A 14,057-nucleotide genomic window follows, 5' to 3' on the forward strand; every position below is an offset into this window, starting at 1 on the left:
CTACTTCACAGTTTTACCCGCTCTGAACCGCTTTGATAAGGGATATTAAATACGATGCAAAAATAACAGGAATTCACCATGACGAATTTATTTACGCTCGACAACAAACGCGTATTAATTACCGGCTCTGCACAAGGGATAGGCTTTTTATTAGCACAAGGCCTGGCTGAGCATGGTGCTGAAATTATCATCAATGATATTACTGCTGAACGCGCCGAACATGCGGCAATGAAATTACGTGACTGTGGTTACACCGCCTGGACTGCTGCATTTAATGTTACCGACCCGGAAGCAGTGGAAGCTGCCATTGAAAATATCGAGCAAGAGATCGGGCCAATTGATGTATTAATTAATAATGCTGGCATTCAGCGTCGCCACCCATTTACTGAATTTCCGGTTAATGAATGGAACGATATTATTGCTGTAAATCAGACCGCCGTATTTTTAGTTTCACAGTCTGTTTCACGACGCATGGTAAAACGCCAGGCCGGAAAAATAATCAATATTTGCTCAATGCAAAGTGAGCTGGGCCGCGACACCATTACGCCGTATGCCGCGGCAAAAGGAGCGGTAAAAATGTTGACCCGCGGTATGTGCGTGGAACTGGCGCGCTACAACATTCAGGTCAACGGTATTGCACCAGGTTACTTCAAAACAGATATGACTAAATCATTGGTCGACGACGAAGCTTTCACACAGTGGTTGTGCAAACGCACGCCAGCAGCACGTTGGGGTGACCCTGAAGAACTGATTGGTGCTGCGGTGTTCCTGTCGTCAAAAGCGTCAAACTTCGTGAATGGCCACCTGCTGTTTGTTGATGGCGGCATGCTGGTTGCGGTGTAAGGGGGGAAACATGATTATTGATAAACTTGAGAATGCCGCTCATAACCCGGTTTACCCAACGGTGATTCGCCATGCGTTACAGGCAATTATCGCAAACCGTCCGCAGCAATTAGCCAACGGCAAATACCCGATTGAAGGCGAACTTATCTATTTTTCGGTATTCGATGGCAAAACCAAACCATTGGAAGAGCAGCGCCCTGAACTACACGCCCGTTATATCGACGTGCATATCGTGCTTGAAGGCGAAGAGATAATCGGTGCCGCACCGGTGGAACAGCAGCAGCAACAAGACGGCGTGTTCGATGAGCAAAATGATATTGGCTTCTATAAAAATATGGGCTGTGAAACGTTAATAAAATTGCAGCCGGGCGATCTGACAATTCTTTTTCCCGGTGAGCTTCACCGCCCTATGGCAACGCTAAATGAACCGGCTGCGCTGAGAAAAATTGTGGCGAAGATCGATGTGAGTTTGATCAACAGATAGTACCTTTTCGATTAAATACGGAAGACAAAAAACAATCAGTTCACTGTTAGTTCCGGGTTTGTAGACATATGCTTTGTTTATCAAATGTGGAGGTAATTATGAACACAACGAAACGTTTTTTAATGCAGTTAAAAGCTCAATTTGAACGTGAAGAAAAAGCGCATAAGCTGTTGGGTTTGATTTGGCTTTCACCCCAACAGCGCTATGAAATTTTGAAAGAGATTATGTTGCCGGTAGCAATGAAATGAGTGCCTGAATGGCGGGTAATTGTCACTTACCCGCCCACAACAGCTAACCTTTCAAAAATGCCAGTAAATCAGCATTAACCCGGTCTTTCTCCGTCGTGCAAATTCCGTGTGAGCCACCTTCATAAACTTTGAACGTCGCATCTGGCAGTGTCGCCGCTGTCACCTTGCCGCAGGTTTCAAACGGCACAATCTGATCGTCATCACCATGAATCACCAGCGTCGGGATAGTCATTTTCTTCAGATCTTCACGCTGATCTGTCTCAGAAAAAGCTTTAATACAGTCGTACAGTGCTTTGATACCGCCCTGCATGCCTTGCTCAACAAAACTCTCCCGCACACCTTCTGAAATTTTCGCACCAGGACGGTTGTAACCGTAAAATGCCATCGTCAACTCTTTGAAAAAGTCGGCACGATTAGCACGCACACCTTCCCGGATACCATCAAATACCTCGATAGGCACACCATCAGGATTAAAATCTGTTTTCAGCATGATCGGTGGAACGGCACTTATCAGCACTGCTTTTGCCACTCGACTGGTGCCATGGCGACCAATATAACGCGCCACTTCCCCACCACCTGTTGAGTGCCCGACATGAACGGCATCTTTGAGGTTCAAATGCGCGGTCAGTTCGGCCAGATCATCGGCATACTGATCCATGTTATTTCCATCCCATGACTGTGACGAACGACCATGCCCTCGTCGGTCATGAGCAATAACCCGGAATCCCTTCTGCCCAAGGAAAAACATCTGATCTTCAAACGCATCTGCCGTTAATGGCCAGCCGTGGCTGAATACTATCGGTTGCCCTTCTCCCCAATCCTTAAAGTAAAGAGAACTGCCGTCCTTTAACGTGAGTTTGTCGTAATGGCTCATGATATCTCCGGTTCAGGTGATGACCGCACAAGGCGCCAGATTGAAACGTGCTTATACAGATTAATTCAAAATTTGCCCATGGCAGGTTTATTTACGGTCAGCAATTAATCAATGAGGCTTACGGACTGTTTCTTTCGATAGTTTGAAGTTGCTCTCAAAATGTTAATAAACATGGTGTACTCCATTCCCGAACACGCAATGTTACCGATATCATGTTACCGGTATCAGAAATATGGTGAATTATGCTTAACGTATCGTTCATCTATAAATTCGGCGCAGAGGACAAAAATATGACCGAAATAACAGCACATTACGGCGCAGGGACCCTTCTTGGGATTGCTGCTTGTGCAGTCGTACTCCTACTTATACTCATCATGCGCTTCAAAGTGCATGCATTCTTAGCATTAACATTAGTGAGTGTTGTTGTTGCACTGGTTACCGGTGTCTCATTCGATAAAATTGTCCCAACGATTTTGGGCGGTTTTGGCAGTACCCTGGCGGGCGTTGCTCTGCTGGTTGGCCTTGGTGCCATGATTGGCCGTCTGCTCGAAATTTCTGGCGGCGCCAAAGTATTGGCTGACACACTGGTCGGAAAATTTGGTTCACACCGCGCGCCACTGGCGCTTGGTGTCGCATCTTTGCTGTTTGGCTTCCCAATCTTCTTCGATGCGGGCCTGGTAGTCATGCTGCCTATTATTTTCAGCGTAGCAAAACAATTCGGCGGTTCTACGCTGAAATATGCGCTGCCTGCTGCGGGTGCATTCGCTGTGATGCACGCACTTCTGCCACCGCATCCGGGTCCGGTTGCTGCCAGTGAATTGCTGGGCGCAAACATTGGGCTGCTGGTCATTGTTGGCCTGGTTATCGCGATTCCAACCTGGTATCTCGGTGCGTATCTGTTTGGCCTGTATGCTGGTAAGAAATTCGACGTTCCATTGCCTTCTTCTTTCCTCGGCAATGTAGAAGCGGATCCAAACCACCAGCCGCCCTCTTTTGGCACTGTATTGTCGATTCTGCTACTGCCACTGGTGTTGATTTTCCTTGATACCGGCCTGAACACAGCTACCGTGCTCGGTTGGGTAACGGCTGACAATACCGTAGTTCAGTTCCTGCGCATGTTGGGTAAAACCCCGATAGCATTGCTGATTACAGTGTTCTTTGCTCTTGCTGTGTTTAGTGGTCGTCATAGCCGTCAGCACCTGGAAAAAGTGTGCGATGGCGCGCTTGGCCCAATCTGCGGCATCATTTTGGTGACCGGTGCGGGTGGTATGTTTGGTGGCGTTCTGCGTGCCAGCGGCATTGGTGATGCACTTGCGGGTGTGCTGTCTGATACAGGTATGCCGGTGATTGTTGCCGCGTTTGTTATCTCGACCGCTCTGCGTGTGGCGCAAGGTTCTGCGACCGTTGCTCTGACGACTACTGCGGCACTTATCTCACCAATGGTTGCGGCAACGCCAGGCTTGAGCCAGTTCGATCTGTGCTTCATCGTAGTGGCAATTGCAGGTGGTGCGACGGTTCTGTCTCACGTTAACGACTCCGGTTTCTGGCTGGTTGGCCGTTTCCTGGAAATGGACGAGAAAACAACACTGAAAACCTGGACCGTGATGGAAACGCTGATTGGTACTATCGCTTTCCTGTTCGCATTAGTAGGTAGCATTATTCTGTAACTGCAGTTTGTGACTCAGGTCACTTTAAACTATGTGTTAAGCTCAGTATTATCACTGCAGACCAAACCCTCACTCTTACCGGTGAGGGTTTTCTTTTGTAAGGTCCACATCAGGCACAAGAGTGCCTGTTTTTTTACACGGAGAGAAATATGTCCAGACCAGCCATTATCATTAATGAACTCGATGCCGAGCGTATTGACCGTTTGCTGGAGCAACCACAATTTGCTAACCAGCCGGTAGCTACAGTGCTGAACGCAGAACTGGACAGAGCAGAAATGCGTAAGCCTGAAGATATTCCGGCCGACGTCGTTACGATGAACAGCCGCGTAAAATTCCGCGATCTATCCTCAAAAGAAGAGCATGTTCGCACGCTGGTTTACCCGGTAAATCTGACGGACAGCGACAATCAACTCTCAGTCATGGCGCCGGTTGGCGCTGCACTGCTGGGTTTGCGTGTTGGTGCGACAATTAACTGGACGTTACCGAACGGTAACCAGACGCATCTGGAAGTGCTGGAGTTGCAATACCAGCCGGAAGCCGCTGGCGAGTACCACCGTTAAATGATGTGTCCCCCTTTTCTTAAAGGGGGATAATATTTGTCAGGCTGATTCCCTCAGCACCAACTCTCCTGAAATAATAATCTTCTGAGCAGGCATCGTCGGCTCTTTAATTTTATTCACAATCAATGTTGCCGCTTGTCGGCCTGCTTCCTCGCTGGATGATGAAACGTAAGTGAAACGTGGCGAGGTGAGATTAATGTGCATCATGTCTTCGAAACCAATCAACGAAACCTGTTGAGTCAAAAACACGTCTTTACCGACCGTTCGCCCAACCTGCTGGATACCATTGAGACAGCCAATAATTGCTGATGGAGAATGACAGAGCATCGCGGTGATTTTGCTATTTTTCTCAAGCAATTGACGTGTTAAACGCGCAGCATTCTCGGTATCGTTTTCACAAACTGGAGCCCACTCTTCGCGAAACGGCAAATTGTACTGCGCCAGTGCATTGCGATAACCCAGCAAACGCTCTTCGCGCATCAAGTTCGATGCTGTTCCACCCAAATAGGCGATATTTCGGTGGCCACGGTCAATCAAATAACGCGTTGCCTGGTTTCCTGCCTGGCGATTATCTCGACCAATGACATCCCGATGGCTGCTTACAGTCGATTCAGCGATGATGACTGTTGGCAACGGGCATTGTGCAATCAACGCCGGAATAGATGCTAAACGATGGTTAGCATCCAGATAAATAACACCGGCCACACCTTGCTGGGTGAACGATGTTAAACACTGTTGCAGTTGTTGATCATCGTCCTGAGGATGGCCCAGAAAAACCATATAGCCTTGTTTTTCCAGGTAATGGACGACGCTTGCCATAACATTTACACAAAAGGAGTCATTGAAATCACGAATAACCAGGCCAATAAGATTTGAGGTGCTGGAACGCAGATTAGCTGCCGCAACGTTATGGACATAGCCAAGCTGTTTAATCGCAGCGTTAACCTTTTCAATAGTTGCCTCAGAGATCTTTCCTTTTTGGCGCAGCACTAAAGAGACAGTGGAGACAGAAACTCCTGCCAGTTGTGCCACATCAATTATATTGACCTTTTTCATCCCGTTCCTATGCACTAAATATCCTTGTTATCAATACCATAAAGCCCCCTGTAAACATACAGAGGGCTTCAAAGATATGAATAACTTATCTACTTACCAATCATTGTCGACATTGTCTGGGCAATAAATTGTGCGCGGGCACCAAAGATAACCTGAATCCCCGAATCACCGACAAACACCACGCCGCGAGCACCAAGGCTGTTAAGGCCGTCTTTATCCACATGCTCACTTTTTTCGACTTCCAGACGCAGACGCGTAATGCACGAACCCACGGAGTTAATGTTCTCTGCACCACCCAGCAAGCCGATAATATCGCCAGCAAGTTCGGTGTCAGTTTTATCGTTCGCGTTGGCTGTCACATCTGCACGACCCGGTGTTTTCACATCAAAACGGCGAATCACGTAGCGGAAAGTGAAGTAATAAATCAGCGCCATCGGCACGCCAACAATCACCGCAGACAGGAAGTTGGTTTGATAGCCATTGAACGATGGCAAAATGCCGAAGGAAATATAGTCAATCATCCCCGCCGAGAACGACTTAGCGATATGCGCATGCAGCAGGTACATACACATGTAAGACAGACCAGCCATAATTGCGTTGAATACATAAAGGATGGGTGCAACAAAGATAAAGGTAAATTCAACCGGTTCAGTAATGCCTGTCAGGAAACAGGTCAATGCTGCAGAGAACAGAATACCGGAGGCAATTTTCTTATTTTTGGTGTTCGCTTCGTGGTACATCGCCAGACACGCAGCGGGCAATGCAAATAGCATCAGTGGGAATTCACCCTGCATGAATTTGCCTGCGTTATGGTAGCTGTCGCTGCTAAAGGATTTCACGCCTTCTTCAAGCATCTTGAACCAGATTGTCTGGTCACCGTGGATAACCTGCCCTGCTGTAGTCGTGTACTCACCAAATGAATACCAGAATGACGGATACCAGATGTGGTGCAGCCCCAAAGGAATTAACGCACGTTCAACCAGGCCGAAGATAAAGGTTGAAAGCGCCTGATTATCACCATTCACAATAACCGACAGCGAATCAATTCCCGACTGGATATATGACCAAATCCATGGCAGTGCCATCCCGAGCAGGAAAGATAAAAATGCGGTAGCGATGGCAACAAAGCGTTTACCCGAGAAGAAACCGAGGAACTCAGGGAGCTGCATGGTGTGGAATTTGTTATAGCACCACGCGGCCAGAATGCCGGAAATCAGGCCACCGAACACGCCCATTTGCAACGTCGGGATGCCAACCACCATGGCATATTTCCCGCCTGCTGCCGCCATTTCAGGAGTGATGTGCATCACCGTGCCAATCGTGACGTTAATAATAAATACTGACACCGCTGCCGATAGCGCAGCAATCCCCGATTCAGCCGCTAAACCCACTGCCGAACCAATCGCAAATAGCATCGGCAGGTTATCGAAAATCACCCCACCCGCATTCATCATCAACGGCAAATGGAATTTATCGCCGAAGGCCAGTAACAAGCCTGCCGCCGGCAACAAAGAGATAGGCAGCATTAATGCACGGCCTATCATCGACAATTTAGATAACGATTTTGTAATACTGGATAGCAAACTCATAAACAATCCCCCGGTGTTGACGCCGCCTACGCGTTTTAGTTTTTACGCGTTTTTATGCTAGGTAGAACGTTCTAGTAGAACGTTCTACCTATACTGACGAAACGTTTTTTTCTCGGCAACAAAAATATGCGTTGTAGCCATACTGTTATCGAATATTTGAAGTTGAGCAGGTTTTGACCTGCTTTTTTGAAGGGGATTACACTTTATTAACGAAGGTTTTTGCGCATGACAAACAGCAAGAACGCCATCAGCAAACCCGGTAACCAAACCCATTGCAGCTCAGACCAAATCACCGCCTGGCCACGAGGTTCGAGGTAACGCGAGAGCTCAAAAGGTGCGACACGAATCACCTGCCATGGTGCAAAAAATCGTTCATCTGACCACGGCCATAGCCAGCCAACCCCTTTACCTCCAGTAGTCACCGAGTCCAACAGGCTATGCGATAGCAGTGACACGGTCAGGAATAACCAGACGCGAACAAAGCCTGCGCGGAACCAACGATAGCCAAACAGACAAAGTAGCGGCACCACAAATGCAAACAACAAAGAGTGCGTGAACCCGCGGTGACCAAAAGCATTGCCATACGCCACACCAAATTTAAACGCCAGCACATCGGCATCCGGCAACATCGCCAGAATGATCCCGCCTAATAACAGACGTGGAGGAATAATTTTTTTGCCAAGCCCTAACCCTAAACAAATTGGCACGGCGGCATGAGTAATAATCGTTGGCATAGGTTATGAAGGTGGATGGGTGAGAAATGGAGAATAGATCAGATTGGGAAAAAAGAAACGGCCCATAGAGGGCCGTTATCGGAGCGTGGTTACGCTTGAACTGTAATGCTCAGACTCTCAAACACAACAGTCTGACCAGCAACAATTTTGCAGCGTTTGCGGGTTTCAACAACACCGTCTACTTTCACCAGCCCTTCGGCAATCACCGCTTTCGCCTGCGCACCGCTTTCACACCAGCCTTCCAGCTTCAGCAGATCGCACAATTCAACGTGTGGGTGTTTACCTAATGAGAAGGTCGCCATATTACTCTCCATCGACATCATGATATTCCTCGCAAGCCTGCAAGGTATTCTGGATAAGAGTGGCGACGGTCATTGGGCCAACGCCACCCGGAACCGGCGTAATATACGAGGCTTTGGCAGCGGCTTCATCATAATTTACGTCGCCCACCACTTTACCGCTCTCCAGACGGTTAATACCCACGTCCACCACAATCGCCCCTTCCTTGATCCACTCACCGGGAATAAAGCCAGGTTTACCAACAGCCACGATCACCAAATCAGCATTTTCAACGTGATGACGAAGGTTTTTGGTAAAGCGGTGAGTCACGGTAGTGGTGCAACCCGCCAACAGCAGTTCCATGCTCATCGGACGGCCAACAATGTTGGATGCGCCAATCACCACTGCGTTCAGGCCGTAAGTATCAATACCGTAACGCTCAAGCAACGTAACAATGCCACGTGGCGTACAAGGGCGCAGACGCGGCGAACGTTGGCACAAGCGACCTACGTTGTATGGGTGGAAACCATCAACATCTTTATCCGGGTCGATACGTTCCAGAACTTTCACGTTATCGATACCTGCAGGCAATGGTAACTGCACCAGGATACCGTCAATTTCTTTATCTGCGTTGAGCGTATCAATCAGCTCCAGCAGCTCTGCTTCGGAAGTGGTATCAGGCAAATCGTACGAGCGGGAAATAAAGCCCACTTCTTCACATGCCTTACGTTTGCTACCAACATAAATTTGCGAAGCAGGATTCTCGCCAACCAGAACAACCGCAAGTCCTGGAGCACGTTTTCCAGCGGCAATTCGGGCTTTCACTTTTTCAGCAACTTCAAGCCGTACCTGCTGCGCAATCGTTTTACCGTCAATAATCTTTGCTGCCATCAGTCAGATGATTCCGTCTGTAATCGAAAAGGGAGGGGATTGTTTCTATTTTGTCAGAAGCGCGGCCCGCTGTCAGGCATTGTTAAGCCTTTATGCTCAATTGTCGCGCAGGCAGTTCAAAAGCCATTGACTCGTAAGGTACTGACCGTATAATCCGAATCCGCAATGCTTCCGAAAGGAATACAGTGCGCCCTTAGCTCAGTTGGATAGAGCAACGGCCTTCTAAGCCGTAGGTCACAGGTTCGAGCCCTGTAGGGCGTACCATTTCGAAGTAAACAGACGTCAATCGACGTCTTTTTTTATGCCTGAAATTCAGCAAATTGGCTAATTTTAGCGCGTCGAAAATCTCTTAGCATCTATCGACATCTACCAGCATTAAGTAATCTCTGTTGGTATATATGATGGCTCATATCAATGGTTCTAAATACTGGCGTTGGGTATCTATCCTAAGATTTCATTATATGAAGCAGAAAAAGGTTGAGAAGAACGAGGGCTGAGACGATTTTTGGGCTGAGTGCGTCAGGTTGAAAAATACAACGCCCGGTGTAGACCAATCTGCACCGGGCATTTTCATATTATTTTTTTTTGTAAACGTCTGCAGTTCCGTGCACTTTTTTATTAGTGTCTCCAGAGGTCAGCACATAAATATCGCCACCTTTCTCATCGGCCTTTTTAGAAAGAACGTCTTTCGCTTCAGCGGTGCTGGTTTTCCCTGAGGTCGAAATGCTTCCAACTTTCACATACTGATCTTTCACTTTTTCAAATTCATTTTTAGGCATCAACTCAGCAGCAAACACACTGAAAGTCAGTGTAGACAAAATAAGGCCAGATATGATTTTTTTCATTTGTATTTCCTTGATGTTGATATCATTGATTGTGAGAAAAAATAAAAGCCCATTAAATCTATAGCAGATACAAATCAACAAATCCAACATATAACTATTGATTTAATGAAACGCATTATGGTTCGGTTCCGGTAATTTTTCAGCTGATATATTTTTGTGGGTGAGAATCATACCCGGAATGGCAAGATTCACATCCATTGTTTTTAACCCCTCTATAATTGAGATATTAATTTCCTGCTGAATATCCATATACTTTGTGTAATCAGCAGTATTAATGATATAGACAACTTCAAAATTAAGTCTGTCTACACCAAAAGAGCTAAAATGGGCCCGATCGAATTTAACGTTTTCAAAACGCAATACAATTTCCTTTACCAAATCGGCAATAGCCCGCAACTTATCCACGGATGTATCTAAAGCGATACCAAAATTAAATACAATACGTCGCGACTGCATACGTTTAAAGTTATGAATAGTCTGCTGTAATAGCACCGCATTTGAACAGACGATCTGCTCACCACCCAGGCTACGAATACGTGTGGTTTTTAAACCGATATGTTCGATCGTGCCGGTGACATTATTGAAAACCACGAAGTCACCAATTTCGAATGGCTTATCTATGCCAATAGAAAGCGAGGCAAAAACATCGCTGAGAATGGTTTGCACCGCCAGTGCAATCGCGATGCCTCCCACGCCAAGGCTGGCAATAAGTGCGGTGATATCCACTCCGGCATTAGCCAGATAAGTTAAAAAAAGCCGGGCATCAAAAGATGCCCGGCTTCATCACGACTGTTACGGCTCGGCAATAGTGAACCAGAAATCAAATTTATCGAAGTTATCCAACATCGCTTTAAATTTGTCTTTGTTCTTATCGATTGTCACTTCGCCACTTTCGGTCAGGTTACCCAGTTTGAGTTTACCCAATGCGATGTCATCAAGCGTAGTGCGATTAAGCGTCACGGTGCCATCCACTTTGTCTTCCGGGAGCTGAACATCTTTGTTGTAGTTCAGCACGCCGTTTTGCATGGTCAGCACAAACTTCTCCTGGGTATCAGGGAAGATGAGGTTCCAGGTGTATTTCTGGTCGCCCGCCCGCGGCCCATTGAGGTGGATTGCCAGGAAGTCGAGGAACATTGGCGTCGTCATACCACGGATAATATCTGGCGAGCTGGTGTTCGGCGTTGCCACTTTATGCACGCCGCCACGCAGTTCCTGCGCACCGGAAAGGTAGAAGTTACGCGCCGGGCCTGACTCGGCCTGGTAGCCTAACTGCTCGAGAGCGTTAGCTTCAACTTCACGCGCTTCTTTGTTATCGGGTTGCGCAAAGACAACTTTATTGGCGACTGTTGCAGCCCAACGGTAATCCCCTTTATCGAAAGAGGATTTCGCTGTTTCAATCATCTTATCGGCACCAATCATCTCGACATATTTCTTCGCTTCTTCAGCCGGTGGATACGGGTCGAAGTTGGCAGGGTTGCCGTCCCAGAAGCCCAGGTACAGCTGATAAGTCGCACGGACGTTATGCTTGAGCACACCGTAGTAGCCGCGGTTGTAGAACTGTTTGGCCAGACTATCGGGCAGTGTGAATTTCTCAGCAATTTCATTCATCGTCATACCCTGGTTTGCCATACGCAGAGTTTGATCGTTGATGTATTTGTAGAGATCCCGCTGTCTCTCAAGATGGGTTACAACATTTTCATTGCCCCACTGCGGCCAGTGGTGGCTACCAAATGAAACAACGGCGTCTTTGCCCCACATGTTAATGGTTTCATTAAGCGTGGTACCCCATTTTTGTGCACTACGCACTTTGGCACCGCGTAATGTCAGAATGTTATGCAGGGTATGGTTGGCATCTTCTGCAAGATCAATGGCTTTAAACTGCGGGAAATAGAACAGCATTTCCGCCGGTGCTTCGGTGCCAGGCGCCATCTGGAAGACAACATCAATGCCGTCAACCGTCAGCTTTTCACCGGTTTTGTCGATCAGTTTCGTTGGTTCAAACAACGTGATAGTACCCGCAGCGGTTGTCAGTCCCAGACCACCACCCACGTTACCTTTAGGATCTTTTGGCAGTAAGTTGCCATACATATACGAAGCGCGGCGGCTCATCACGTTACCGGCAAAGACGTTTTCGCTGACCGCTTCTTCCATAAAGCCTTCTGGAGCGATCACCGGCACTTTACCGGACTTCGCATCCTCTTCGTTTACGATGCCGCGAATCCCCGCAAAGTGGTCAACGTGCGAGTGCGTAAACAACACACCGGTCACTGGGAGTTTCTCCACTTTTTCGTTGATAAGATCCAGCGCCGCTTTTGCCGTTTCCGCAGAAGTGAGTGGGTCGACAACTATCCAGCCGGTTTTACCGCGGATAAACGTAATGTTTGCCAGGTCAATGTTACGAACCTGGTATATACCATCGACCACTTTAAACAGGCCATGAATCGCTAACAGCTGCGACTGACGCCACAGGCTCGGGTTTACCGTATCAGGGGTTGGGCCTTCTTTACGTAAAAAGTCATACTGAGACAGATCGATGACGGTGTTACCAGACTCACCTTTAATAATCGGGCTTGGTAAATCCGCAATAAAACCTTGTTTAGCGTCAGTAAAATCTTGTGTATTTGAGAAAGGAAGGAATTGCTGAACGGCATTATTAGCCTGTTTTGTCGCTTCAGTAGCTTCGCCAGGTTGGGTCACCGCAGCGGTCTCTCCCGGTGCAGCTAAAGCGGATGCTACCCATAATGAAACAGGCAGCAAAGTTGTGCCAAGAATTAGCCTTTTATAACTTTTCACTTGTCTATTCCTCACCAAATTAAGGGGATAATACATTTCATGTCAGAAGAGTTTTTAGCGATATCGAGAAATCTACCTGAAATAATCAGGCACAGTGTTGAAAAGTATTTTTTAATAATTAAAAACTCCTTCCCCTCCACAACCTGGATGAGTGATTGTTTTTTCAAACTATAGTGCAAGACTTTTCAAAATGTAAACCGCATATTTACAGAATATTTCCACTCACGACTTTAGTTCCATTGCACTGTAAAAAAATCCTTATACCCGCTACCTTTTTCAAAGAATTGTGCAAGTATTTAAACACTGGTTAAACGTGCAGTGGCAATCGGTTAATTATAAAAGAGATGAAATATGAGCATGTTACTGGGCCATCCCTTTTTTTTATTTATTACATTACTAATCATATTACCGCTTGCTTCGGCGCTAGGCGTTTATTGCCTACAACGCAAGGGGCAGTTAGATGAGGACACACTAAAAGATTTTGGTGTAGTCCAGGCGGCAACCCTTACGCTACTTGCCTTGCTGATTGGTTTCAGTTTTTCCAATGCTGTAGGGCTTTACGATCAACGCAAGAACAGTGAATCAGAAGAAGCCAATGCAATTGGTACAGAATATTTACGTATCGATTTGCTTTCTGCAAAGAATGTGACTACCGCACGCAGTGAATTATTAAAGTATCTGGATCTACGTATTGCATTTTATCAACTTAATGAAAAAGAGCAGCTTGCTGATCTTGATAACAAAACTGCCAATTCACAGACGCAGCTTTGGCAAATTATTAAAAATGAAACCCAGTCATCCACCACGCCAGTAACGGCATTAATAGCCGCAGGGATGAATGATGTCATTAACACACAGGGTTACACTCAGGCGGCCTGGATAAAACACTTCCCTGCTTCGGCCTGGATTTTACTTATTTCAATTGCCGTAATTTGTAACATTCTTATTGGCTATAGCTCACACAGTAGAAAAAGCAATAAAGTCTATATCTTTATTTTACCGACCATTATTGCGATTTCGCTTTCCCTTGTTGCTGACATAAGCAGCCCTCGCGGTGGGCTAATACGCATTGAACCACAAAATTTATTACTGCTTAAAGCATCTATTCAGCATGAAGATAAAGAGCCGACCGCTAATTAAAAGCGTTTAACCCGCTCTTAAAGCATAAATTTTAATATTGCCATTTTGGATACT

The 14,057-nt window shown here is 46.8% G+C and carries 14 protein-coding genes, 1 tRNA gene and 1 pseudogene; 7 read left to right on the plus strand and 9 right to left on the minus strand.

The annotated features are described in order from the left end of the window. Positions 1–78: 78 nt before the first annotated feature. From idnO to IX31_RS23485, 3 genes are all read left to right on the plus strand, one after another. Positions 79–843, plus strand: coding sequence for a gluconate 5-dehydrogenase (gene idnO, locus IX31_RS07465; protein WP_034456740.1), 765 nt, complete (start codon positions 79–81; stop codon positions 841–843). A 10-nt stretch (positions 844–853) separates the two neighbouring features. Further along, positions 854–1,327 (plus strand): NanQ anomerase/TabA/YiaL family protein, encoded by a 474-nt coding sequence (locus IX31_RS07470; protein ID WP_034456742.1) that lies wholly within the window; start codon positions 854–856, stop codon positions 1,325–1,327. Positions 1,328–1,425: 98 nt separating this feature from the next. Continuing rightward, a complete protein-coding gene (locus tag IX31_RS23485) occupies positions 1,426–1,575 on the plus strand; it encodes a hypothetical protein (RefSeq protein ID WP_167350259.1) in 150 nt (49 codons plus the stop codon). Between the two features lie 43 nt (positions 1,576–1,618). Here IX31_RS23485 and IX31_RS07475 read toward each other — a convergent pair whose 3' ends face one another. Then, positions 1,619–2,449, minus strand: coding sequence for an alpha/beta fold hydrolase (locus tag IX31_RS07475; protein ID WP_034456744.1), 831 nt, complete (start codon positions 2,447–2,449; stop codon positions 1,619–1,621). Positions 2,450–2,739: 290 nt separating this feature from the next. Between IX31_RS07475 and IX31_RS07480 the strand changes: the two genes are divergently transcribed. Continuing rightward, on the plus strand, positions 2,740–4,116 hold the full coding sequence (locus IX31_RS07480) for a GntP family permease (protein ID WP_034457231.1): 1,377 nt from the start codon (positions 2,740–2,742) through the stop codon (positions 4,114–4,116). Positions 4,117–4,265: 149 nt separating this feature from the next. Further along, positions 4,266–4,676, plus strand: a complete 411-nt coding sequence (gene rnk / locus IX31_RS07485; protein ID WP_034456746.1) for a nucleoside diphosphate kinase regulator — start codon at positions 4,266–4,268, stop codon at positions 4,674–4,676. Positions 4,677–4,715: 39 nt separating this feature from the next. Here the strand turns inward: rnk and malI are convergent, their stop codons facing one another. From malI to folD, 5 genes are all read right to left on the minus strand, one after another. After that, the gene (gene malI / locus IX31_RS07490; RefSeq protein WP_034456748.1) at positions 4,716–5,732 is read right to left on the minus strand and encodes a Mal regulon transcriptional regulator MalI; all 1,017 of its coding nucleotides are present in this window, start codon (positions 5,730–5,732) and stop codon (positions 4,716–4,718) included. An 89-nt stretch (positions 5,733–5,821) separates the two neighbouring features. Then, the gene (locus IX31_RS07495; protein ID WP_034456750.1) at positions 5,822–7,321 is read right to left on the minus strand and encodes a PTS transporter subunit EIIC; all 1,500 of its coding nucleotides are present in this window, start codon (positions 7,319–7,321) and stop codon (positions 5,822–5,824) included. 206 nt (positions 7,322–7,527) lie between these two features. Then, complete coding sequence (locus IX31_RS07500; protein ID WP_034456752.1) at positions 7,528–8,055, minus strand: metal-dependent hydrolase; 528 nt, start codon at positions 8,053–8,055, stop codon at positions 7,528–7,530. Between the two features lie 89 nt (positions 8,056–8,144). Further along, positions 8,145–8,357 carry a ribosome-associated protein YbcJ gene (gene ybcJ, locus IX31_RS07505; RefSeq protein WP_034456754.1) on the minus strand — a complete coding sequence of 71 codons (213 nt, stop codon included), beginning with the start codon at positions 8,355–8,357 and terminating at the stop codon, positions 8,145–8,147. 1 nt (position 8,358) lies between these two features. After that, positions 8,359–9,225 (minus strand): bifunctional methylenetetrahydrofolate dehydrogenase/methenyltetrahydrofolate cyclohydrolase FolD, encoded by an 867-nt coding sequence (gene folD / locus IX31_RS07510; protein ID WP_034456755.1) that lies wholly within the window; start codon positions 9,223–9,225, stop codon positions 8,359–8,361. A gap of 187 nt (positions 9,226–9,412) precedes the next feature. Here folD and IX31_RS07515 point away from each other — a divergent pair. Then, positions 9,413–9,489, plus strand: a tRNA-Arg gene (locus IX31_RS07515). A 311-nt stretch (positions 9,490–9,800) separates the two neighbouring features. Here the strand turns inward: IX31_RS07515 and yahO are convergent. The 3 genes and pseudogenes from yahO to IX31_RS07530 all read right to left on the minus strand — a co-directional run bounded on the left by yahO (position 9,801) and on the right by IX31_RS07530 (position 12,842). Next, on the minus strand, positions 9,801–10,070 hold the full coding sequence (gene yahO, locus IX31_RS07520; RefSeq protein ID WP_034456756.1) for a DUF1471 family periplasmic protein YahO: 270 nt from the start codon (positions 10,068–10,070) through the stop codon (positions 9,801–9,803). Positions 10,071–10,172: 102 nt separating this feature from the next. Continuing rightward, positions 10,173–10,826: pseudogene (locus IX31_RS07525) on the minus strand (mechanosensitive ion channel family protein); the annotation flags it as partial. A gap of 36 nt (positions 10,827–10,862) precedes the next feature. Next, positions 10,863–12,842 carry an alkyl/aryl-sulfatase gene (locus tag IX31_RS07530; RefSeq protein WP_479682198.1) on the minus strand — a complete coding sequence of 660 codons (1,980 nt, stop codon included), beginning with the start codon at positions 12,840–12,842 and terminating at the stop codon, positions 10,863–10,865. A 372-nt stretch (positions 12,843–13,214) separates the two neighbouring features. On the opposite strand from IX31_RS07530, the gene IX31_RS07535 reads away from it, so the two are divergent. After that, positions 13,215–14,003: a bestrophin-like domain gene (locus tag IX31_RS07535; protein ID WP_034456757.1), complete on the plus strand. Its 789-nt coding sequence runs from the start codon at positions 13,215–13,217 to the stop codon at positions 14,001–14,003. The last annotated feature ends 54 nt before the right edge of the window (positions 14,004–14,057 follow it).

Origin of the sequence: Buttiauxella noackiae (assembly GCF_000737905.1) — a bacterium.
GTDB classification, from domain to species: Bacteria; Pseudomonadota; Gammaproteobacteria; order Enterobacterales; family Enterobacteriaceae; genus Buttiauxella; species Buttiauxella noackiae.

What these genes read in the sequence shown, in the direction of transcription:
- IX31_RS07500 (WP_034456752.1), bottom strand. Translation starts at nt 8,055, where the DNA reads ATGCCAACGATTATTACTCATGCCGCCGTGCCAATTTGTTTAGGGTTA.
- IX31_RS07475 (WP_034456744.1), bottom strand. Translation starts at nt 2,449, where the DNA reads ATGAGCCATTACGACAAACTCACGTTAAAGGACGGCAGTTCTCTTTAC.
- rnk (WP_034456746.1), top strand. Translation starts at nt 4,266, where the DNA reads ATGTCCAGACCAGCCATTATCATTAATGAACTCGATGCCGAGCGTATT.
- IX31_RS23485 (WP_167350259.1), top strand. Translation starts at nt 1,426, where the DNA reads ATGAACACAACGAAACGTTTTTTAATGCAGTTAAAAGCTCAATTTGAA.
- malI (WP_034456748.1), bottom strand. Translation starts at nt 5,732, where the DNA reads ATGAAAAAGGTCAATATAATTGATGTGGCACAACTGGCAGGAGTTTCT.
- IX31_RS07495 (WP_034456750.1), bottom strand. Translation starts at nt 7,321, where the DNA reads ATGAGTTTGCTATCCAGTATTACAAAATCGTTATCTAAATTGTCGATG.
- idnO (WP_034456740.1), top strand. Translation starts at nt 79, where the DNA reads ATGACGAATTTATTTACGCTCGACAACAAACGCGTATTAATTACCGGC.
- IX31_RS07480 (WP_034457231.1), top strand. Translation starts at nt 2,740, where the DNA reads ATGACCGAAATAACAGCACATTACGGCGCAGGGACCCTTCTTGGGATT.
- folD (WP_034456755.1), bottom strand. Translation starts at nt 9,225, where the DNA reads ATGGCAGCAAAGATTATTGACGGTAAAACGATTGCGCAGCAGGTACGG.
- yahO (WP_034456756.1), bottom strand. Translation starts at nt 10,070, where the DNA reads ATGAAAAAAATCATATCTGGCCTTATTTTGTCTACACTGACTTTCAGT.
- ybcJ (WP_034456754.1), bottom strand. Translation starts at nt 8,357, where the DNA reads ATGGCGACCTTCTCATTAGGTAAACACCCACACGTTGAATTGTGCGAT.
- IX31_RS07470 (WP_034456742.1), top strand. Translation starts at nt 854, where the DNA reads ATGATTATTGATAAACTTGAGAATGCCGCTCATAACCCGGTTTACCCA.
- IX31_RS07535 (WP_034456757.1), top strand. Translation starts at nt 13,215, where the DNA reads ATGAGCATGTTACTGGGCCATCCCTTTTTTTTATTTATTACATTACTA.